The sequence below is a fragment of the Pseudomonas sp. WS 5059 genome, assembly GCF_012985525.1.
GTDB lineage: Bacteria > Pseudomonadota > Gammaproteobacteria > Pseudomonadales > Pseudomonadaceae > Aquipseudomonas.
This window is the reverse complement of record NZ_JAAQWO010000003.1, coordinates 321,444-342,704: the sequence shown is the minus strand read 5'-3', so window position 1 is coordinate 342,704 and position 21,261 is coordinate 321,444. Positions and strand designations below refer to the sequence as shown.

22 protein-coding genes are annotated in these 21,261 nt (G+C 61.8%); 9 read left to right on the top strand and 13 right to left on the bottom strand.

Features of this window, described 5'->3' with window-relative positions:
- Position 1: 1 nt before the first annotated feature.
- Positions 2-1,900 (bottom strand): FTR1 family protein, encoded by a 1,899-nt coding sequence (locus tag HBO12_RS10470; RefSeq protein ID WP_170042094.1) that lies wholly within the window; start codon positions 1,898-1,900, stop codon positions 2-4.
- Positions 1,901-2,201: 301 nt separating this feature from the next.
- Between HBO12_RS10470 and HBO12_RS10465 the strand changes: the two genes are divergently transcribed.
- From HBO12_RS10465 to HBO12_RS10450, 4 genes are read left to right on the top strand one after another with little or no spacing between them, the layout of a single operon-like run.
- Entirely contained in the window at positions 2,202-3,599 is a 1,398-nt protein-coding gene (locus HBO12_RS10465; protein WP_170042093.1) for a COG3014 family protein, read from the top strand.
- A 10-nt stretch (positions 3,600-3,609) separates the two neighbouring features.
- Entirely contained in the window at positions 3,610-3,978 is a 369-nt protein-coding gene (locus HBO12_RS10460; RefSeq protein ID WP_169955038.1) for a YcfL family putative periplasmic lipoprotein, read from the top strand.
- A gap of 35 nt (positions 3,979-4,013) precedes the next feature.
- Positions 4,014-4,601, top strand: coding sequence for a penicillin-binding protein activator LpoB (gene lpoB, locus HBO12_RS10455; protein WP_169955039.1), 588 nt, complete (start codon positions 4,014-4,016; stop codon positions 4,599-4,601).
- A gap of 3 nt (positions 4,602-4,604) precedes the next feature.
- Positions 4,605-5,345, top strand: a complete 741-nt coding sequence (locus HBO12_RS10450; RefSeq protein ID WP_170042092.1) for a penicillin-binding protein activator LpoB — start codon at positions 4,605-4,607, stop codon at positions 5,343-5,345.
- 122 nt (positions 5,346-5,467) lie between these two features.
- On the opposite strand, the gene HBO12_RS10445 is transcribed toward HBO12_RS10450, so the two are convergent.
- The 3 genes from HBO12_RS10445 to HBO12_RS10435 all read right to left on the bottom strand — a co-directional run bounded on the left by HBO12_RS10445 (position 5,468) and on the right by HBO12_RS10435 (position 8,650).
- Positions 5,468-6,100, bottom strand: coding sequence for a LysE family transporter (locus tag HBO12_RS10445; protein WP_169955041.1), 633 nt, complete (start codon positions 6,098-6,100; stop codon positions 5,468-5,470).
- Between the two features lie 70 nt (positions 6,101-6,170).
- Positions 6,171-6,740 (bottom strand): mechanosensitive ion channel family protein, encoded by a 570-nt coding sequence (locus tag HBO12_RS10440; protein ID WP_170042091.1) that lies wholly within the window; start codon positions 6,738-6,740, stop codon positions 6,171-6,173.
- Positions 6,740-8,650, bottom strand: a complete 1,911-nt coding sequence (locus tag HBO12_RS10435; RefSeq protein ID WP_170042090.1) for an ATP-binding cassette domain-containing protein — start codon at positions 8,648-8,650, stop codon at positions 6,740-6,742. Before HBO12_RS10435 ends, HBO12_RS10440 begins: the two co-directional genes overlap by 1 nt.
- 50 nt (positions 8,651-8,700) lie before the next feature.
- Between HBO12_RS10435 and HBO12_RS10430 the strand changes: the two genes are divergently transcribed.
- The gene (locus HBO12_RS10430) at positions 8,701-9,165 is read left to right on the top strand and encodes a TIGR02444 family protein (RefSeq protein ID WP_170042089.1); all 465 of its coding nucleotides are present in this window, start codon (positions 8,701-8,703) and stop codon (positions 9,163-9,165) included.
- Here HBO12_RS10430 and HBO12_RS10425 read toward each other — a convergent pair.
- On the bottom strand, positions 9,162-10,277 hold the full coding sequence (locus tag HBO12_RS10425) for an AlgP family protein (protein ID WP_170042088.1): 1,116 nt from the start codon (positions 10,275-10,277) through the stop codon (positions 9,162-9,164). The two genes, HBO12_RS10430 and HBO12_RS10425, sit on opposite strands and share 4 nt — an antisense overlap.
- Positions 10,278-10,469: 192 nt before the next feature.
- Between HBO12_RS10425 and HBO12_RS10420 the strand changes: the two genes are divergently transcribed.
- Positions 10,470-11,135: an FKBP-type peptidyl-prolyl cis-trans isomerase gene (locus HBO12_RS10420; protein ID WP_170042087.1), complete on the top strand. Its 666-nt coding sequence runs from the start codon at positions 10,470-10,472 to the stop codon at positions 11,133-11,135.
- A gap of 55 nt (positions 11,136-11,190) precedes the next feature.
- Here HBO12_RS10420 and HBO12_RS10415 read toward each other — a convergent pair whose 3' ends face one another.
- The 7 genes from HBO12_RS10415 to HBO12_RS10385 form a co-directional block, all read right to left on the bottom strand.
- Positions 11,191-11,649, bottom strand: coding sequence for an Rsd/AlgQ family anti-sigma factor (locus HBO12_RS10415; RefSeq protein ID WP_070994033.1), 459 nt, complete (start codon positions 11,647-11,649; stop codon positions 11,191-11,193).
- Positions 11,650-11,853: 204 nt separating this feature from the next.
- A complete protein-coding gene (locus HBO12_RS10410) occupies positions 11,854-12,375 on the bottom strand; it encodes a disulfide bond formation protein B (RefSeq protein WP_169955374.1) in 522 nt (173 codons plus the stop codon).
- A gap of 236 nt (positions 12,376-12,611) precedes the next feature.
- Positions 12,612-13,853 carry a heme biosynthesis protein HemY gene (locus HBO12_RS10405; protein ID WP_170042086.1) on the bottom strand — a complete coding sequence of 414 codons (1,242 nt, stop codon included), beginning with the start codon at positions 13,851-13,853 and terminating at the stop codon, positions 12,612-12,614.
- Positions 13,854-13,858: 5 nt separating this feature from the next.
- A complete protein-coding gene (locus HBO12_RS10400; protein ID WP_169955376.1) occupies positions 13,859-14,971 on the bottom strand; it encodes a uroporphyrinogen-III C-methyltransferase in 1,113 nt (370 codons plus the stop codon).
- Between the two features lie 19 nt (positions 14,972-14,990).
- Positions 14,991-15,758: a uroporphyrinogen-III synthase gene (locus HBO12_RS10395; RefSeq protein ID WP_169955377.1), complete on the bottom strand. Its 768-nt coding sequence runs from the start codon at positions 15,756-15,758 to the stop codon at positions 14,991-14,993.
- A complete protein-coding gene (gene hemC / locus HBO12_RS10390; RefSeq protein WP_170042085.1) occupies positions 15,755-16,696 on the bottom strand; it encodes a hydroxymethylbilane synthase in 942 nt (313 codons plus the stop codon). The genes HBO12_RS10395 and hemC overlap by 4 nt, the downstream gene beginning before the upstream one ends.
- Positions 16,697-16,833: 137 nt before the next feature.
- The gene (locus HBO12_RS10385; protein ID WP_169955379.1) at positions 16,834-17,580 is read right to left on the bottom strand and encodes a LytR/AlgR family response regulator transcription factor; all 747 of its coding nucleotides are present in this window, start codon (positions 17,578-17,580) and stop codon (positions 16,834-16,836) included.
- Positions 17,581-18,132: 552 nt separating this feature from the next.
- Between HBO12_RS10385 and argH the strand changes: the two genes are divergently transcribed.
- Positions 18,133-19,527 carry an argininosuccinate lyase gene (gene argH / locus HBO12_RS10380; protein ID WP_169955380.1) on the top strand — a complete coding sequence of 465 codons (1,395 nt, stop codon included), beginning with the start codon at positions 18,133-18,135 and terminating at the stop codon, positions 19,525-19,527.
- Positions 19,528-19,694: 167 nt separating this feature from the next.
- Here argH and HBO12_RS10375 read toward each other — a convergent pair whose 3' ends face one another.
- Positions 19,695-20,357 carry a glutathione S-transferase family protein gene (locus HBO12_RS10375; protein WP_170042084.1) on the bottom strand — a complete coding sequence of 221 codons (663 nt, stop codon included), beginning with the start codon at positions 20,355-20,357 and terminating at the stop codon, positions 19,695-19,697.
- A 126-nt stretch (positions 20,358-20,483) separates the two neighbouring features.
- Here HBO12_RS10375 and HBO12_RS10370 point away from each other — a divergent pair, with 126 nt between their 5' ends.
- Positions 20,484-20,768 carry a hypothetical protein gene (locus tag HBO12_RS10370; protein ID WP_057440482.1) on the top strand — a complete coding sequence of 95 codons (285 nt, stop codon included), beginning with the start codon at positions 20,484-20,486 and terminating at the stop codon, positions 20,766-20,768.
- A gap of 149 nt (positions 20,769-20,917) precedes the next feature.
- Complete coding sequence (locus HBO12_RS10365) at positions 20,918-21,172, top strand: TIGR02647 family protein (protein ID WP_169955381.1); 255 nt, start codon at positions 20,918-20,920, stop codon at positions 21,170-21,172.
- The last annotated feature ends 89 nt before the right edge of the window (positions 21,173-21,261 follow it).

Below are 21,261 nucleotides of genomic sequence, written 5' to 3'. Positions count from 1 at the left end.
TTCAGGAAGCCGCCACCCGGCGCTTCTCGGCCAAGCGGCTGCGGCTGTACAGCACCACAATCGCAATGATCGCCACGGCCTGGGCACTCAACGAGTACGCATCGGCATGGATGCCCAGCCAATCGAAGTCAAAGAACGCCACCGGCCGGGTACCGAAAATGCCGGCTTCCTGCAACGCCTTGACGCCATGCCCGGCGAACACCACCGACAGCGCACACAGCAACGCCGCGTTGATGCCGAAGAACAGCGCCAACGGCAACTTCGCCGAACCGCGCAGGATGATCCACGCCAGGCCCATCAGCAGCACCAGCGCCGTGGCGCCACCGGCCAATACCGCGTTATGCCCGGCAGGACCGGCCTGCAGCCACAGGGTTTCGTAGAACAGGATCACCTCGAACAGTTCGCGGTACACCGAGAAGAACGCCAGGATCGCAAACCCAAAACGCCCGCCACCACCGACCAGGCTGCTCTTGATGTAGTCCTGCCAGGCGGCCGCGTGGCGCCGATCGTGCATCCATACCCCCAGCCACAACACCATCACACTGGCAAACAGCGCCGTGCAGCCTTCGAGCAATTCACGCTGGGCGCCGCTGACGTCAATCACATACGCCGCCAGGGCCCAGGTCGCCGCGCCAGCGACCAACGCCAGCGCCCAACCGACGTTGACGCTGCGCACCGCCGACTGCTGGCCGGTGTTACGCAAAAAGGCCAGGATCGCCGCCAGCACCAGGATCGCTTCCAGCCCTTCACGCAGCAGGATCAGCAAGCCCGAGATATAGCTCAACGACCAGCTCAGGCCGTCGCCGCCCAACAGGCCGGCCGCTTCCGTGAGTTTGCCCTTGGCCACATCCAGGCGCTGCTGGACCTGCTCGATTGGCAATCCGTCCTGCAACGACTGCCGATACGCCATCAGGGCTTTCTCGGTGTCCTTGCGCACGTTGGCATCGACGTTATCCAGTGAGCTTTCCACCAGCTCGAAGCCTTCCAGGTACGCCGCTACCGACAGGTCGTAGGCCTGCTCGTGCTCACCACTGCGGAACGCCGCCAGGCTCTTGTCGAGGGTCGCCGCGGTGTACTCCAGCAACTGCGCCGGACCACGCTGGACCTGCGGCGGCTGCGCGCGCTGGGCGCGGAACACCCGGACGGCGTCCGGCCCTTCGGCGGCCAGCACCTCTTCCGGGGTCTGGCGCGCCAGGTCGGCCAGGTTGAAGGATTTTTCGCTTTTTGCAGCGGCCGGGTCGGCGGTGAAGCCGGCGATGTAGGTCGCCAGGTCCCAGCGCTGACGGTCATCCAGCTGGTCGGCGAACGACGGCATGTCGGTGCCTTCGACGCCCAGGCCCAGGGTGTTGTAGATGCCATACAGGCTCAGGCGGTCCAGGCGCTGCGCATCGCGCAGGTTGGCCGGCGGCGGGGTCATGCCGACACCGGCCGGGCCATCGCCAGCCCCGGCGTCACCGTGGCACACCGAACAATGCTGGGCGTACAGCGGCGCGCCACGTGTCGGGTCCGGGGTAATGGCCGGCGCCTGGCTGACTTCATAGGCTACCGCCAACTGCGCCCCCAGTTGCCGGGCCTGGCGTGCTACCGCGTTACCGTCCTGATGGCTGGTAACGGCGGCCAGCAGCTCATCGACGCCTTTGACCAGCGCCACACGCTCGGGCTTGTCCGGCAGTTCTGCCACCAGCCCCTGCAACACGCCGAGAAATTCCACCTGCTCACGGTATTCAGACTCATCGACCACCTTGCCCGCCTGTACCGTCGGCGGATAGTCGGCGCCAATGTAGTCCAGCAAATGCAGGGCCTGGGGCGCACCTTCTGCGGTGGCAGCCAGCAGATTGAAGCTGCACGACACCAACGCTGGCAACAACAGCCAGGCGAGAAAACGGGAGGGGGCAGTCATGAATGAATCTCAGATGGAAACAAGAAGTAACATATTGTCGAATGTTAATGGGTTTGACTCAAGGCGTTAGTGATTGGCGGCTGAAATCTGTGCCCTGGGTAGTGGCACAAACCTTAAACAATGCCGCTGAAAAGCCATTGTTTTGCCAGTAACGAGGCCTATAATGCGCCGCCTTCGTTATCGCGAATCGGCATTTAGGCTCCTCTTTTTATGAGGAATAGGTAGGAAAAAGCTTCCTGCGATTGGTTATTCGACCCGACCAGCCCCTTCGGCCGATTACGCTCAGGGAAGCAGCACCTCAATGGCATCTCGCGCTTTTACCTCCCTTGCCCTCGCGGCAGTCACGCTGCTGTCGGGCTGTTCGATGTTCCGCAGCTACGACACGGAACTGCAAGCCACCAACCAGCAGTTGGCCAGCGGCAACGTGGATGCCGCGCTGACCCTGCTGGAAAAGAACAACAGCAGCGAAGACAAAGACCTTCTCTACTACTTTGAAAAAGGCGAGTTGCTGCGCGCCAAGGGCGACCTGGCCGGCAGCCAGGCGGCCTGGCACCGCGCAGACGTGGTGGTGTACAAGTGGGAGGAGTCGGTCAAGTTCGACACCGAGCGCTATCTGGCGCAGTTCGGCAGTTTCCTGGTCAATGACAAGGTGCGGCGCTACGAAGGGTATGACTATGAAAAAGTCATGCTCACCACCCAGATGGCGCTGAACCTGCTGGCCGTCAACGACTTTGACGGCGCGCGCACCGAAATCAAGAAAACCCACGAACGCGAAGCGGTGATCGCCGAGCTGCGGGACAGGGAATACCTCAAGCGCGAAAACGAAGCCGAGCGCCAGGGCGTAGCCACCCAGTTCAAGGATTTGCGTGGCTACCCGGTAGAAAGCCTCGACGCGCCGGACGTGGAGGGCCTGAAGAACAGCTACCAGAGCGCGTTCAGCCATTACCTGGCCGGTTTCGTCTACGAAGCCCTGGGTGAAAAAGACCTGGCCGCGCCGGGCTATCGCAAGGCCGCCGAACTGCGCCCCAACACACCGCTGCTGGAACAGGCGCTGCTCGATCTGGACGCTTCTGCCGTGGCGGCTGACGAAAGCGACGTGCTGATCGTGGTCCAGAGCGGCCTGGCGCCGGCCCGCGACTCGATCCGCCTGCCGTTGCCGATTCCTATCGACGGGCATTGGGTGATCACACCGCTGTCGTTCCCGGTGATTAAGCCAGACACTTCGACGGCCACCTTTGCGCAGATCGGCGTCGATGGCCGGCAGCAGAACCTCACGGCCCTCAACAGCACGACCGCGATGTCACGCCGCGCCCTGCGCGACGACATGCCGGGGATCATCCTGCGCACGACCGTGCGTGCCATCAGCCGTGGCGTGACGCAAAAAAACCTCAACCAGACCAACCCAATGGCCGGCCTGGTGCTGGGCATCGCCTCCGCCGTCACCGAGGGCGCCGACACCCGCACCTGGCGCACCCTGCCGGACGTCACCCAGGTCACGCGCCTGCGCCTCAAGCGTGGCGAGCACCAGGTGAGCCTGCCCAATGCCCTGGGCGGCAGCCTGGTGACGGTCAAGGCCGAACAACGCCACCAGGTGATCACCTTGCGGGTGGTCGGCAACCAGGTCTTCGCCAGCGGCCTGGCGGCCCATGTGGTCGCGAGCAACCCGGCCCAGGCCGTCGCCAGCCTCAAACAACCTTAAGGAGCACGCTATGCGTCATTTCATCCTCGGCGCCCTGGCGCTGATCTTCCTCGCCGGCTGCGCCACCCCGCCGCCGGCACCTGGCAGCGCCGCGAGCAAAGTCGTGGTGATGGGCAAGTTCAAGGGCATCGCCGTCGGCGCCATTCGGGTGGCCCGCGAGAACGGCTTCCTGACGGCCAAGGTGCAACTGAGCAACATCACCAGCAGCAACCAGATGATGTATTACCGCTTCGCCTGGCTGGGCGCCGATGGCTTCCCGGTGGGCGACGAAGAAACCTGGAAAGTGCTGAACCTCTACGCCAACCAGGCCACCTTCCTGCCGGCCATCGCCAACCTGCCCCAGGCCGCCGACTTCCGCCTTGAAGTCAAGACGCCTTGAGCCTGGCCCCTATTCAGTTTTCGAGAGACCTTCCCATGTTTGCACGCTTTTCGTTCCTCGCCGTGATCGCCGTCCTGGCCAGCGGCTGCGCCAACACCTCGCCGGTCATCGGCGGCAAAAACATCAGCTATGGCGACACCAAGGCCGTGGAACTGGTGACCAACGAGTTCGGCTCCACCGACCTGCAGATGATCGCCGAAAGCATGACCCGCTCCCTGGCGCAGTCCGGCATCCTCCAGGGCCGCCCGGTGGTGCAGGTGTATGACGTGAAGAACAAGACCAGCGAGTACATCGATACCCGCGAGATCACCACCTCGATCAAGACCCAGTTGATGAAGACCGGCACCGCCCGCTTCGCCAGCGACAACACCGATATGCAAAGCCAGGTCGACCAGCTCAAGCTGCAAAACCAGAGCGGCCTGTACAAGAAGTCCACGGTCAGCAAGACCGGCAACATGGTCGCCGCCAAGTACCGCCTGGAAGGTTCCATCAGTTCCATCGTCAAGCGCAGCGCCGACTACAAGGACGTGTTCTACAAGTTCAGCCTGCAACTGGTCGACGTCGAAAGCGGCCTGGCGGAATGGATGGACGAAAAAGAAATCCGCAAGACCACGGAGCGCTAAGCCATGGGCCCATGGATCGGCATCATCGCTCTGCTGTGCAGCTTTGGCGCCTGGGCGGCGCCGAAAATCGCGGTCACGGACCTGGCCTACGAGGCGCGGGTGGAGCAATACATCCACGCCGTCGCGGCCAGCAATAACTTCCAGGCCAGCCCGTATAACGCCAGCGGCGCGTCCAGCTACACCGAGTTCGAGAGCCGCAACAGCTACATCGAACAGAGCGAGCTGCGCAAATTCAGCGGCGATATCAAGGGCGAGATTCTCAAGTCGCGCCAGTTCCAACTGGTCCAGGGCACGCCCTACACCAGCGAGGCCAAAGGCGATGTGTACGACGTGATCAAGCGGATCAAGGCCGGCCACTTCAAGGGCGCCGACTATGTGTTGTTTGGCACCTTGTCGGATATCGACTTCACCCAGGACATCAACGCCCTGGATCGCACCAACAGCTATTCAGCGGTACTGGGGCTGGCGGTCGTGGCGGACTTCAGCCTGATCAACACCCGTACCTACGAGATCACCTCGGCATTTACCGCCATGGGTGAAGGCCAGGACACCAAGTTGGTGAGCAGTCGCGACGTGCGCGTGAGCCTGAGCCGGCCACGGGTGGTGAAGGAAGTGTCGAAAACCCTGGGTGAAGATGTGGCGCGCCAGCTACAAGAGCAGTTGGGCGGCGGGTATCAAGAGCCCGGCCAGCCTGCGTTGCGCAATAACCTGCCAAGGGATGAGGCGCCGAAGATCCTGCACTGAACCCAAAACCAATGTAGGAGCCGGCTTGCCGGCGATAGCGATGGGTCAGTGCAATATATGCTGGCTGATACACCGCTATCGCCGGCAAACCAGCTCCTACAGTTTTGATTGGGTTTATTCAGTCAGGCCGTTGCGCGATGCAGGCTGGCGAGGAAACCCGCCGCGCCCACGAACAGCCCGGCAAACGTACGGTTCACGCGTTTTTGCTGCTTGGGCGTTCGCAACAGGCGCAGTACCTTCGACGCCAGCCCGGTGTAGCCGGCCATCACGATCATATCCACGCCGATCATGGTCGCGCCGAGGATCAGGTACTGGATCAGCAGCGGTGCCTGCGGGTTCACAAACTGCGGCAGCACCGCCAGCATGAAGACCAGGGCCTTGGGGTTGCTGGCATTGACCAAGAAACCACGGAACATCATCGCCATCGGCTTGCCGATCGGGCGTACGGCCGCGTCATCGCTCATGTCCATGGGCAAGGCGCGCCATTGCTTGACGGCCAGATACACCAGGTACGCCACGCCAAACCACTTGATCGCATAGAACGCGGTAGAAGACGCCGCAAGAATGGCGCCCAGGCCGCCCGCCACCACGGCAATCTGCATCGCCAGGCCCAATTGCAGGCCGATGGCGTTCCAGTAACCGCGCAGGAAACCGTATTGCAGGCCGCTAGACATCGAGGCGATGGCGCCCGCGCCGGGGGAGAGACTGATGATCCAGCTGGCCAGGAAAAAGGCCAGCCATGTGTCGAGCGCCATTACACACCTCGTAGCAAATTCGTTGTGAGCACTAAGCTAACTCCGAGGGCCGAGGGCTGGCTAGAGAATTTTAAGGCAAGGAGCTGATATCACTACCGCGCCAGCGGCGTACCGAACGCTGGAAGAACAGGCTGTTGGGCACTTGCACCACCGCGCTGTCGGTGCCCGCCTCGGCCACTTCGATCAGCGTGGTGTAAAGCAGGTTGATCGCGATCACCCGGCCTTTGACGCCAGGCTTGTCGACGGTGTCCACCAGCTCGACCACATCGCCCAGGCGAAACGGCCCGACGGTAAAAATCAGGATCGCGCAGAGCAGGTTGGACAGCACCGACCACATGGCAAAGAACGCCACCGCCGCCACGGCCACAAAACCCGATAGCGCAGTCCACAGCACGGTGGCCGACACGCCCAGGCGTTCGAGGACGAAGATCAGCGCACTGCCCATGATCAGCCAGCGCAGGCCACCACGCAGGGGCATCAGCAGTTGTGGCGGGAACGGGTAGCGCTCGCCCAGCCGCGTCAGGCCCTTGGCGACGAAGCGCTGGGCCAGGTAGCCGGCCAGCAGGATCAGCAGGATTTGCACGCCGACCCACACCGGTTCGATCCATTGCGCTGGCAGCGGCAGTTGCAAGGCTTCCATCAGGACAGCGCCTCCAGCTCCGCTTGCAGGCCTTCGAGCAATTCGAGGGCTTCCATCCAGGTTTCCTCCAATTGCCCTTCACGCACCTTGAGCTTGGCCTGTTCGGCCAGCAAGTCGCGCAGTTCATCCTTGCGGGCCGCTTCGTACACCGCGCTGTCGCCGAGGCTGGCTTCGATCTTGGCCAGGCGCTCGTGGACCTTGCCCAACTCGGCTTCGAGCTTGTCGGCTTCGCGTTTGTGCGGCGCCAACTGCTGGCGCAGGGCAGCGGCGGCCTGGCGCTGGGCTTTCTTGTCGGTCTTGTCCGGGTTGACCGGGGTGTTGCTGACCGGCGCGTTACGCAGGCGATAGTCGGTCAACCAGCGGGCGTAGTCGTCCAGGTCGCCGTCGAACTCTTCCACCTTGCCATCGGCCACCAGCAGGAAATTGTCGGTGGTGCTCTTGAGTAAGTGGCGGTCGTGAGACACCACCAGTACAGCGCCACTGAATTCCTGCAGGGCCATGGTCAGCGCCAGGCGCATTTCCAGGTCCAGGTGGTTGGTCGGTTCGTCGAGCAGCAGCAGGTTGGGCCGGTCCCAGGCGATCAGGGCCAGGGCCAGGCGGGCTTTTTCGCCGCCGGAGAAATTCAGCACCGGCTCATCGATGCGTGCACCACGGAAGTCAAAGCCACCGAGGAAGTCACGCAGGGTCTGTTCGCGCTCGGTTGGCGCCAGGCGCTGCAAGTGCAACAGCGGGCTGGCCTTGGCGTCGAGGGAGTCCAGTTGATGCTGGGCGAAGTAGCCCACCACCAGGTTCTCGCCACGGGTCAGGCGCCCGGCCAGGGGTTGCAGCTCGCCTGACAGGTTCTTGATCAGCGTCGATTTGCCCGCGCCGTTGGGGCCGAGCAAACCGATGCGCGCACCCGGGGTGAGCTGCAGCTTGACCTTCTCCAGGATGGTTTTGTCGCCATAACCCAGGCGTGCATCCGAGAGATCGAGCAAGGGGCTGGAGATTTTCAGCGACTCGCGGAACACAAAGTCGAACGGCGAATCGACGTGGGCCGCCGACAGTTCTTCCATGCGCTCCAGGGCCTTGATCCGGCTCTGGGCCTGGCGGGCCTTGGTGGCCTGGGCCTTGAACCGGGCGATGTAGCTTTCCATATGCGCACGCTGCGCCTGCTGCTTCTCGAAAGCCTGTTGCTGCTGGGCCAGGCGTTCGGCACGGGCCCGCTCGAACGCGGTGTAGCCGCCGCGATAGAGGGTGATTTTCTTTTGCTCGACATGGGCGATGTTGTCGACCACGGCGTCGAGGAAATCCCGGTCGTGGGAAATCAGCAACAAGGTGCCGGGGTAGCTCTTGAGGAAATCCTCCAGCCACAGGATCGCATCGAGATCCAAGTGGTTGGTCGGCTCATCGAGCAGCAACAGATCCGAGGGGCACATCAGCGCCTGGGCCAGGTTCAGGCGCATGCGCCAGCCACCGGAAAAGTCGGCGACCGGGCGATCCATCTGTTCGTTGGTAAACCCAAGGCCGGCGAGCATCTTGCGCGCGCGGGCGTCGGCGGTGTAGCCGTCGGCGCTGTCGAGTTCCGAGTGCAGGCGGGCCTGGGCGGCACCGTCCTGGGCTTTCTCAGCCTCGGCCAGGTCGTGTTGCACCTGGCGCAGGCGCAGGTCGCCATCGAGCACATAGTCGATCGCGATGCGGTCCAGGGTGTCGATCTCCTGGCGCATATGGGCGATACGCCAGTCGGCCGGCAGCAGGCAATCCCCGGAATCCGGGGTCAGCTCACCGAGCAACAGGGCAAACAACGTGGATTTGCCGGCGCCATTGGCACCGATCAGGCCGGCTTTGTGACCGGCGTGCAGGGTCAGCTCGGCGTCTTCAAGAAGACGTTGCGGGCCACGCTGTAATGTTAGGCTTTGAAGTCGGATCATAATGGCGGCGGAGTCTACCAGCTTCGTTGACCGCTGGCTTGGGTGTGAACATGTGCGCTGACCTGTGGAGCTTTGCCCTCTCGACCTACGCCCGTGCGGGCGCTGAAGATGCCTGCCTGCGCTTGCAGGAACAAGGGGCGAATGTGTGTCTGTTGTTGTGCGGGCTGTGGCTGGAACAGCGTGGCGTCGCACCCGAACCTGCGCGTGTGCTGGCACTACGGGAAATTGCCGACCCCTGGCAGGCAGATGTCGTACAGCCCTTGCGCATGGTGCGCACGCAATGGCGCGCTATGGCGCAGCAGGATGTGGAACTGGGAGCTTTGCGCGAGCGGGTCAAGGCCCTGGAGCTGGAAGCCGAACGGCAGTTGCTGTTACGCCTGGAGGCGCTGGCGAAGGGTTGGCCAACAGGGGAACGAGCCACGGATCAAACATGGCTTGAAGGACTGGTGACCGAAGCCGCCAACCTCGACCACGACGCGCTGCATCAGCTGCGCGCCGCGGCCACCGGCACTTAGGAAGTGCTGGTTGGGGTGGTGACGGGTGCTGCCGGGGCAGGCGTGTTGCTGGCCGGTGCGGTGGTAGCGGCTGGAGCGGCAGGGGTAGCAGGCTGGGCGGCTGCTGGAGCTGGTTTGGCGGCTGGCTTTGCAGCAGCAGGCTTGGCAGCAGCAGGTTTGGCAGCAGCAGGTTTGGCAGCTGGCTTAGCGGCTGGTTTTGCGGCAGCAGGTTTGGCAGCTGGCTTGGCGGCTGGTTTTGCGGCAGCAGTTTTAGTAGCTGGCTTAGCGGCCGGCTTTGCAGCAGCAGTTTTGGCAGCTGGCTTGGCGGCTGGCTTGGCGGCTGGTTTCGCAGCAGCAGTTTTGGCAGTTGGTTTAGCGGCAGGCTTTGCAGCAGCAGTTTTGGCAACTGGCTTAGCGGCTGGTTTCGCAGCAGCAGGTTTGGCAGCTGGCTTGGCGGCTGGTTTCGCAGCAGCGGTTTTGGCAGCTGGCTTGGCGGCTGGTTTCGCAGCAGCAGTTTTGGCAGCTGGCTTAGCGGCTGGTTTCGCAGCAGCAGTTTTGGCAGCTGGTTTAGCGGCTGGTTTCGCAGCAGCGGTTTTGGCAGCTGGTTTAGCGGCTGGTTTCGCAGCAGCGGTTTTGGCAACTGGCTTGGCAGCTGGTTTCGCAGGCGCTTTTTTAGCAGCAGGCTTGACCGCAACTTTGGCCGGCGCCTTGGCCGCAACGGCCTTGGCCGGTGTACGAGTGCTCAGCACTTTGGCCACCGCTTCTTTCACACGACCAACACCCTGCGCCAATTTCAGGCTCTCTTGGGCATCGCGCTTGAGTTGAAGGATGTAGGTGCGGGTTTCGGATTGACGATCCTTGAGGGCATCGAGCAAGTCCTCAAGTTCTTTCACGGCGCCCTTGGCTTTGGTTTGCGCCTTGGCTTTGCCGGCGGTTGCGGCGTCTTGCAGTTTGGTACGGGATTTATGCAGTTTTTCTTGCGCCTTGCCGCGTTGCTTTTCCAGCTTGGCGAGCAATTTTTCTGCATCAGCCAAGGCTTGGGAGCAAGCACTTTCCAAATGTTCGAGCAGGCTGCCCGAGAGTTGTTGGAGCAAGTGCAACGGGGTATTAACAGGCTTCTGTTTGGCCGACATGGTTTACCTCCTGGCTGACGTGGGTGCGGCTCATACTAGCCCTCTGCTCTTACCGCCGCTAGGGCATGTTGACAGTATCGAATGCGTTGCGTTGCACCGCACAAAAATTCTTATCGATATAACGAAAAACCACTCCATTCTTTACCCCCTCACACTGGCATAATCCACCGCACTTTCGGCTGGAGAATACCCATGTCGCGTTACCTTTTTTTCATCCTGGGTTTGTCGATTTCAGTGGCCAATGCAACTGAACCGGCGGCGTCCAAAGACAGCCACGACCTGGCCTACAGCCTGGGCGCCAGCCTGGGTGAGCGTCTGCGCCAGGAAGTCCCCGACCTACAGATCCAGGCCTTGCTCGACGGTCTCAAACAAGCCTATCAAGGCAAGCCCCTGGCACTGGATGAGGCACGCATCGCACAGATTCTCGCCCAGCACGAAGCGCAGGCCAGCCACGAGACCCAAGTGCCGCAAAGCGAAAAGGCCCTCGCCGCCGAACAACAATTCATGACCACGGAAAAAGCCCGGACCGGCGTGCGGGAATTGGCCGACGGTATCTTGCTCACGGAACTGACCCCCGGCAGCGGGAAAAAGCCGGGCGCCCATGATCGGGTTCAAGTGACGTATGTGGGGCGATTGCCCGATGGCACGATTTTCGACCAGAGTGCCCAGCCCCAATGGTTTCGCCTGGACAGTGTGATCAACGGCTGGCAAAGCGCGTTGCAGCAGATGCCGGTGGGCGCGAAGTGGCGCCTGGTGATTCCATCGGCACAAGCCTATGGCGCAGACGGCGCAGGTGAGTTGATAGCACCTTACACGCCACTGGTTTTCGAGATTGAGTTGCTCGCAACCGGAGCCTGACCCCAACGAAAAACGGTGCGCCATGCGCACCGTTTTCTTGTCTCGCCGCGAAGGCTCAAGCCTGGGTTGCAGGCTCTTCCTTGTGGGCGTTGTGCAGCACTTCGATCAGGCAGTCTTCCAGCTCGAAACGCTCATGGAGCAAGCCGCCCAGCTCTTTGAATTTTGCGGCAACGCACTCACCCTTGTCGCAGAGGTCGTTAAAAGCCAGGAGCTTTTCGGTGATGACGTCGATGCGCGGGTAAATGGTCTTGGCCAAGTCCAGGCCACGCTGGTCGTCAAAGGCCTCGGCCTCCTTGGTCAGTTGCTCATACACCCCGAAGTGCCCTGCCGAGACGTAGTCCACCAAGACACCACAGAACTCCTGCAGAGGCTTGCGGTTCTCAGCCAGAGCCTCGGGTTTCTCACCAAGAGCATCAAAGGCCCGAACCAATTCGTGACGTGCTTTCAACCAGCTGTCGATCAGCTTATGCACACCACCCCAGCGTTCCTGAGCATTCTGACAACTTTCCAACATGATGATCTCTTCCCTTATGGGCGGTGCCGCTTTTGCCCGCGCAATACGTCGAGGATAAGCGGCAAGCGGACAACGCCGCATCGAACAAACTGTTTCAATAACGCGTGCGGGCCAGATTATGCCCGCGTGACTATGGCTTCAAGGTACGCAGACCAGAAAGTTCATACAAGTGTTTAATCCCATCCTACGAGCCAACACACCCAATCAGTGCTTCACGAACCGCAAACCCGGGCCGGGCAACAAACGCGAAAACTGCGTTGCCCCCAGGATGAGCATGGCCACGAAGAACAGCAGGCTCCACTCCGGGATGCTCAAGTCGAACAGCGTCCAGTTGATTTCCACACAATCGACGGTGCCCTTGAATGCCAGTTGCAAGGCTTGCCCCAGCGACAGGTTTTCGATCATGTATTCCAGGCTCGGCCAGCAGTTGGGCATCTGGTCAGGCGGGATGTTCTGCAACAGCACCTGGCGCACCGCTGTCACTGCGCCGAGCAGCGCACAACCCATGCTCGCCGCCCAGTACAGGTAAATGCCCACGCGCCTGGGGCCATGGAGCGTTGCTATCAGGGTAATCAAGGTGAACACCGCCAGCAGGCTGCGCTGGATCAGGCACAGGAAACAAGGTCGCAGCAGAGCCCCGTATTCCAGATAAAAAGACGCGCCCAACGTCAGCACACCGGCCATGAACGCCAGGAAGAACAAGGAGCGTGAGGGGGCCAAAGACATTGTTTATCCGCAACGCAAGAGATAGGTAGTTACGGTAGAGGAAAGACCTTACCCCTTTCAATACGCGCTGGAGCAGACGCTTCCGCGAGATAGCAGGGATATCCCGTCAGAGGGCTGGCGACTTTACGTGGCCCGGTGTGGGAAACCACCTCAAGCCCCTGAAATCGAGAAAACCCAGGGATTTTGAAGGGCTGGTTACCAGATGCTTCCGAGCCAACCCTTCAAAACATCCTACGTTAAACCCGTGCAGGCACCGGTAGCGGCGAAGCCAGCAGGCGACTATCCAACAACCCCAGGCCTTCCTGGAACAGTTGATTACTGCGCTCGGTGTCACCCAACTGCGCCAGCAATCGCGCCAATTCGGCGCAGGCCTCGGGGTTGCGTTGCACTTGCAGGCTGCTTTCCAGATAGTCCCGCGCCTTGCCCCAAAGACTGTTTTGCAGGCAGAGCCGGCCCAGCGTCAGCAACAGACTGGCGTCCCCCGGATGGTCCTTGAGCCAACCTTCGGCGAATTTCAGCTGGCGTGCCGGATCGCTACCGCGCAGCAGGCCATACAACCTGATCAAGTGACTGTCGTAACCACGCTTGAGCGCAACACGCAACGCCTCTTCGGCCTTGGCATCGGCGCCCAATTGGCGCAATTGCTCGGCATAGGCCAACACCAACTGGGGCTCCTGGCGCTGGGCCGAGGTCAATTGTTGCCAGGCCCGCTCAAGGGATTGCAGGCCCGCCTCGCCCTGTTCTTCACGCTGTACCGCCAGGCTCAGGTTTTCACCCCAGGCCCGGCGCTCCAGATCCGCCAGCTCGGGGGCGGGCAGCACTTTGTCCTTGCGCAGCTCCGGTAACAGCCGGATCACCGAGGACCAGTCACCGCGCTGCTGGTGCAAGCGCTGGAGCTGGCGCAAGACCTGGGCGTTGTGCGGATGGCGCTCATGCATGGCCTGCAGCGTCACGAGGGCCGCATCCGTGTCGCCACGGTCCATCTGCAACTGCGCGTGGCTCAAGGCGATGGCGAGCTCGGCCTGGGGCTGACGCTCCAAAGCGCGCTCCAGCAGGCTGTCGGACTCTTCATAACGCCCCTGCTCGTTGGCCGCCCGGGCTGCGCCAAGGTAATACAGCAATGGTTGGCGTTCGGCTTCCGCCGCGCGGTGCAGGTGCCGCTCGGCACTGGCCCAGCGGCCTTCCGCCAGGTCCATCTGCCCTTGTTCAATAGCGACTTGCACCCGTCGACTGCGATTGCGCCGCGACCACGGGTTGACCACGCCACCGGAAGTCGTCACCAGGCCCAGCAGTACCCGCAGCAGATAGATCGCCAGGCCGACGACAAACACCGCCACCAGGGTCGACCACAGGCCGGACTCATAATGCAGCACATGGGGGTAGCTGATCAGCACATAGCCGGTGTGTTTCGAGATGCCCACCGCCAGCGCCAGGGCGAGAGCTATCGCCAGCACCAGGATCACATAGAAACGCTTCATCGGCTTTACTCCTGGGTCGCCGGCTTACCGGCTGAAGCCTTGGCTTCATCGGCAGACAGGTGGCGGCGTTCAAGGTAAGCCTGCACCGCAGACAAACTCGCGGCGAGGTCCGGGGTCACCACCGAGACGGCCTTGGGCTCAAGCTCGGTGATACGCGCCAGCATGGCCTGGCTTTGCGGATTGTCCTGGTTGAAGTTGCCCTGCAACACGCTGCGCGCCTCGCCCAGCGCTCGGGCGTATACCGCCGGCTCGCCATTGAGTGCGGCCCATTGCGCCTGCTCCAGCGCCAGGCTCAGGGCCAGGCGCACCTGGTTCAGGCCTTGGCCTGCCAGCAACGGGCGGATGTTATCGTCGGGATTGAAGTCGATACGGAAGTAGCGGGAAATCTGCTCCCACCATTGGCTCCAGCGATTGTCAGTGTCGGTAGTCGCAAGGCCTTGCGGGCTTTCTTGCAGCTGATATTCCGGGGACACGGCCGCCAGTTGCACCACCTGGTCACGCAGCGCCGCCAGTTGCAGGTACAGCCCGGTACGATCCGGCTGCTCGACACTGCGCAATGCCGCCAAGCTCTTGGCCAATTGCTCGCGGGCGGCGTACGAACCCGGATCGCTCTGCTCGCGCAGGATCTCATCGGCGCCCTGCACCAACGCCTGGGCACTGTTGATGTCCTGCAACGCGGACAAACGCAGGCTGGCCAGGCGCAGCAGATGCTCGGCCTCGGCCAGGCGCCAGTCCTTGCGGCTGGCACCCAGCACGGTTTCCAGACGCTGGTTCAGGCGCTGCTGGTCGCCCTGTAATTGCGCGACCAACCGGCGGCGTTCCTCCAGCTCATCAGCACCGGGCAATTGTGCCAGGCGTGCGGCCAACTGCTGTTGCGCCTGCGCGATGCCCTGGGATTGTTCATCCAGGGTGCGCACCTGCCCCAACTGTTGCTGGCTGCTCGCTTGCAAGGCCCGGACCTGCCAGAGCCCCCAGCCGCCAGCCGCAACACCGGCGGCACCAAGCAGCAGAGCGAGGATCGCCAGGCCATTGCCACGGCGAGGCGCAGTGATCGGGGTCTCAACAGGCGCATCGAGCGCGGGCTGAGCTTCATCTTTAGGCAAGGCTGTTTCGCTCACGTGTCCATCCTTTGCGTTATTAGAGAGTGGGAACGGGCTGGCTCCGTAACGCCACTAGCAAAGCCGCGGCACTGGCACCACGGCAATCCACAACTTTTTCCGCGCCCGCCGCCCGCGCCATTTCGGCGACTCGTGGGCTGGGCACGAACAACGGCAACTGGGCCACGCGTGGCCAATGGGCACCGGCGAGGCCTTGCAGATGCAAAAAACCCTGCCCACTGCTGACCACCAGGCCGTTCAAGCGTTCCACTGCAATGCGTTGGGCGAGCACATCCGGGTCGTAGGCCGGCAGAAACCGACGATACAACTCCAGATAATCGACACTAGCACCTTGGCCGCGCAAACGCTCAGCCAGCAGCTCTCGCCCACCCTGCCCGCGCAGGATCAATACCCGCGCATGGTCAACAGCGACAGCCTCGCGCAACCTGGGCAATGCAAGCAAGGCCTCACTGTCATCCCCAAGCTCGGGGTAGCTCACGTTAAGGCCATGCTCAGCCAGGACCTGGGCCGTTGCCGCACCAACGCTGAACCACGGCAAGGCCGGCACTGCTGGCGCGTATTGATCAAGCAAGTGCAACGCCCGGCGTGCGGCCGGCTTGCTCACGACGATCACCGCACAATAGCGATCCAGGCCCTGAAAAACCGCCCGGTGTTCAGCAGTGATGGGCAAGGGTTGGGTTTCCAGCAACGGCAGGCTGCTGCTGAAGATACCGGCTTCGGACAACGAGGCCGCCAAGGCTGCCGAATCCTCGGCAGGCCGCGTCAGCAGCACACGCCAGTCGGTCACTGCGGACCGGCCTCGCCATAGACTTTTTGCAGAATGGCGCCGGCGCCTTTTGCCAGGAGTTCTTCGGCTACCTGCACGCCCAGGCTCGCGGCTTCGGCTTGTGGCCCGCGGATTTGCGCGGTGAGCAGCAAACCACCGTCAGGGTCGCCCACCAGGCCGCGCAGCCACAGGTTCTCACCCTCAAGTACCGCGTAGCAGGCAATCGGCACCTGGCAGCCACCGTTGAGGTGTTTGTTCAGGGCGCGTTCGGCGGTGACACGAACCTCAGTGTCTTGGTGATCCAGAGCCTTGAGCAGCGCCTGGATTTCCCGGTCTGCGGTGCGGCATTCGATACCGACTGCTCCCTGGCCACCGGCCGGCAGGCTGTCCTCGACACTGATGGCCGAGGTGATGCGGTCTTCAAAGCCCAGACGAATCAGGCCAGCCGCCGCCAGGATGATCGCGTCGTACTCGCCGGCATCCAGCTTGGCCAGGCGGGTATTGACGTTGCCCCGCAGGAAGCGGATCTGCAGGTCCGGGCGACGGGTCAGCAACTGGGCCTGGCGACGCAGGCTGGAGGTGCCGACGATACTGCCCTGCGGCAATTCATCGAGGGAGGCGTAGGTGTTGGACACGAAGGCATCGCGCGGGTCTTCACGCTCGCAGATGCAATACAGGCCGAGGCCTTCGGGAAAGTCCATCGGCACGTCTTTCATCGAGTGCACGGCGATGTCGGCTTCGTTCTCCAGCAGAGCGGTTTCCAGCTCCTTGACGAACAGGCCCTTGCCACCGATTTTCGACAGCGGCGAGTCGAGCAGCTTGTCGCCGCGACTGACCATGGGCACCAGGGTCACCGTGAGGCCAGGATGGGCTTGCTCAAGGCGGGCTTTGACGTATTCGGCCTGCCACAAGGCCAGGGCGCTTTTACGGGTGGCGATGCGGATTTCGCGAGAGGACATGGATCAATCCGTACTGAATAGATACGGCAGATAATAACAGCTCAGGCAGAACCGCCTTGATTTGAATCAGCAAGTGCGGGGCCTCCCTGGCCGCAGCGCACCGCAATTGGGGCATGCAGGTCGCTACAGCCTTCGGGCTAAAGCTGCTGCATCATCTTGCGCACGCCTGCGACGTGGCGCCGGCTGACGATCAATGCGTCGCCGTTGAGCCCTTTGAGGAACAGCTGGAAATGGCCCAGGGGCGTGCGCTGCAGACGCTCGATGCGTTCGCGGGCCACCAGCGCGTTGCGGTGGATACGCACGAAACGCTCGCCAAATTCGTCTTCCAGGGCCTTGAGCGGCTCATCGAGCAGCACTTCACCGTGCTCGTGACGCAAGGTCACGTACTTGTGATCGGCAATGAAATAAATCACCTGGTCCACGGGAATCAGCTCGATGCCCTTGCGAGTCCTGGCACTGATATGGCTGCGGGGGCCGTTGCCACTTTGCGCCGCGGGCTGGGTCAGGGCGGCAAGTTGCACGCGATTGGGCCGCTCGGCTTTCTTCAAGGCCTTGAGCAGGGCATCGGCTGATACCGGCTTGGCCAGGAAGCTGACACCGCTGGCCTCCAGGGCCTCGGCAGAAAACTCCTCGTCGCTGGCGCATAACACCAGCGCCGGCGGCGACTCGCGCTCGCTCAAGCGGGCGGCGACCTGCAGGCCATCAAGGCCCGGCATGCGGATATCGAGGAGCACCACGTCCGGCTTCAGGCTGTCGATCAAGGTCAATGCCTCGTCGCCACTGGACGCGCTCGGTTCAAGGGCAGTGTATCCCTCGAGTTCACTGACCATACGGCTCAGTCGCTCGCGGGCTTGGGGTTCGTCATCAACGATCAGGACATTCATATTGCGCTGGATTCCTGCGTGAGTCTCGCACAAGGATAGCGTAGACAGGTGCGGTGACTTCCGTCACGGCGATCCACGCTAAGACTAGCGTGAGCGGCAAAAAGTGCCCCGAGAGCGACACCAATATTTACCCGGACCTGTTCAATACCGCCCAAAACCCGATACCGCAGGGCATCGTCATAGGGTTTGCTGATACTCAATATGAACACCCCCTCTACTTTAAGGTTAGCCTGGAGTTCGACCTCATCGCCTGGCATTGGTGCACTGCACCCCTGTCAGTGCAACTGTAGACGCTCACGAAGGCGACATTGCTCAATCGTCAAATATCGTCTCAATAAACACCCTTTGTTTACCTCAGGAACCGACCGGTTTAAACCCCCGCGTTCACTCCCGCCTCCAGTCTCATCCCGGACGCGGCCAACGGCAAGGCACTTTGCCACCCATCAAACAAATAAAAATGCCGACGCGGCGTATCAACGCCTCCACGGACAACCCTGTTATTATCGGCGGCACACTTTCATGCCCTCTTTTAAGCAGATCACGAGCGAATCCATGAGCACCGACAAGACCAACCAGTCCTGGGGCGGCCGCTTCAGTGAGCCCGTCGACGCCTTCGTCGCGCGCTTCACCGCCTCCGTCAATTTCGACCAGCGCCTCTATCGCCACGACATCATGGGCTCGATCGCCCACGCCACCATGCTGGCCAAGGTCGGCGTGCTGACCGATGCCGAGCGCGACAGCATCATCGATGGCCTGACCACCATCCGTGGCGAAATCGAGGCTGGCACCTTCGACTGGCGCGTGGACCTTGAAGACGTGCACATGAATATCGAGGCGCGTCTTACCGACCGCATCGGCGTGACTGGCAAGAAGCTGCACACCGGGCGCAGCCGCAACGACCAGGTGGCCACCGATATCCGCCTGTGGCTGCGCGATGAAATCGACCTGATCCTGGCCGAAATCACCCGCCTGCAAAAAGGTCTGCTGGAGCAGGCCGAGCGTGAATCGGACACCATCATGCCCGGCTTCACCCACCTGCAGACCGCACAACCCGTGACCTTTGGCCACCACCTGCTGGCCTGGTTCGAAATGCTCAGCCGCGACTACGAGCGCCTGGTCGACTGCCGCAAGCGCGCCAACCGCATGCCTCTGGGCAGCGCGGCCCTGGCCGGCACCACCTACCCGATCGACCGCGAGTACACCGCGCAACTGCTGGGTTTCGACGCCGTGGGCGGCAACTCCCTGGACGGCGTATCGGATCGCGACTTCGCCATCGAGTTCTGTGCAGCAGCCAGCATCGCGATGATGCACTTGTCGCGTTTCTCCGAAGAACTGGTGTTGTGGACCAGTGCACAGTTCCAGTTCATCGACCTGCCGGACCGCTTCTGCACCGGCAGTTCGATCATGCCGCAAAAGAAAAACCCCGACGTGCCGGAGCTGGTGCGCGGTAAAAGTGGCCGTGTATTCGGCGCACTGATGGGCCTGTTGACCCTGATGAAGGGCCAGCCCCTGGCCTACAACAAAGACAACCAGGAAGACAAGGAACCGCTGTTCGACGCCGCCGACACCCTGCGCGACTCGCTGCGCGCATTTGCCGACATGATCCCGGCGATCAAGCCCAAGCACGCGATCATGCGTGAAGCGGCGCTGCGCGGTTTCTCCACCGCCACTGACCTGGCGGACTACCTGGTGCGCCGTGGCCTGCCGTTCCGTGACTGCCATGAAATCGTCGGGCATGCCGTGAAGTACGGCGTGGACACCGGCAAGGACCTGGCGGAAATGAGCCTGCAAGAGCTACGTCAGTTCAGCGACCAGATCGAGCAGGATGTGTTCGCGGTGCTGACCCTGGAAGGCTCGGTCAATGCCCGTAACCATATCGGCGGCACGGCTCCGGCCCAGGTCAAGGCAGCCGTGGTGCGCGGCCAGGCCCTGCTCGCCAGCCGCTAAAAGCATCGCAGGCAAGCCAGCTCCCACCTTTGACCAGAGCCTTCAATTTAACTCGGTCAAAATGTGGGAGCTGGCTTGCCTGCGATAACATCACCTTAGTGTCACTGACACACCGAGGTGCCTGCATCGCGGGCAAGCCCAGCTCCCACACAAGCCCGCTCCCACATTTATGACTTCTTCGCCGCGACCATCGCCATGAAGGCTGGCATCGCCGCCTCCTTGTCCGCCGCCACTCGCTGGGCGTTGGGCAGGTCTTGCAGCTTCTTCAGCAAGGCCTTGGCCTTCGGCAACTCAGCCAGCAGATCCAGGCCAAACAGCTTCCCACCGACCGCACACGCCAAGTCCACGCTGTACATAAAATACAGATCGGCAAGCGTAAAACTCTCCCCCGCCACATACGGCGCGAACTTGCCGTGCCGGCCCAGTGATGCAATCCCCAACAGCAACTCGGCCTTGGCCTTGTCCTTGATCGCCTGCGGTACCGTCATGCCAAAGAACGCCTCGCCATAACAAGCGCGGGCCGGCAGTTCGATGTACAACTCGATTTCCCTGCACAGCGCCAACACTTGGGCGCGCTGGAATGCATCGCCTGGCAGCAGGGCCGGGCCCGACTGGGTCTGTTCGAGGTATTCGAGAATCACGCTGGTTTCGTTGATAAAACCTCTCTCGACCTTCAGCACCGGCACCTTGCCGCGCGGGCTCACCACCAGGGCTTCAGGGGTTTGCCCGGCATAAAAAGCCACTTCCTCGAAGGGCAGGCCTTTTTCCAGGAGCGCCAGCTTGACCATGTTGTAGTAGTTACTGACCGAAAATCCGTAGAGCTTGAGCATCACAAAGCCTCCAGGCCGTGCAGGGGGTTGGCTGGGTAGGTTATAGAACGTGATGCGCCGCCTGACCAGCAGCATCACCTGGCTGAATGGAGGTAGACTGGCGCCCTTTCCTGACAGGAGGCAGCCATGAGCGAGCCAACCGATATCGACAACGACGACGAAGAGTTCGCCGAATCCACACTGACCCAAGCGATCGAAAACCAGATCGAAAGCGACAACCCGCCCGCGGCCAAGGCCACGTTCAACAAGCTGACCCTGGTGGGTTACGAGCGCGAAGACATCCTGAACCTGATGGCCCATGTGCTGGCCGTGGAAATCGACGCGATGCTGGAAGAAGACCGGCCGTTCAACACCGACTGGTATGAAACCGCCCTGCGCGCACTGCCAGAGCTGCCGCCGGAAAACCAGTAGGCCCCTGGAACCGCCATCGCCGACAAGCTGGCTCCTACAGGAGTGCGGCTTGCCTCCCCTGTGCCCATATCGCACTGGACAGTTCGCCCAAGTACGTTCACCTTAGGGGCTGCTAGCGTCTGACAATTCCTAGAACGTCTGGAGTCCTTATGTCGTATACCCCTGAGTTGGTTGCCGAACTGGAAATCCTTGCACTTTTTAACCTGGGCAATATCCAGGAAGGCCTGAAAGTCCATCAGACCGCCGCTCCCACTGCCATTGCTGCTGCCAAACGCCTGTTCGAGAAAAAACTGATCGACCAGCCAGATGGCGGCTACCTGACCAGCCTGGGCCGCGACGCGGCAGAACAAGCGCAAACACTGCTGACAATTCTGACTACCGCTACCACCAAAGAAGCCGCCTGATCCACCGTATCGCCCACGGGATCCTCTGTTCACGGATTCCGCGGGCATTCCTGTGTGCACGATAAAATTCTGACGTCAAAAACAAATTC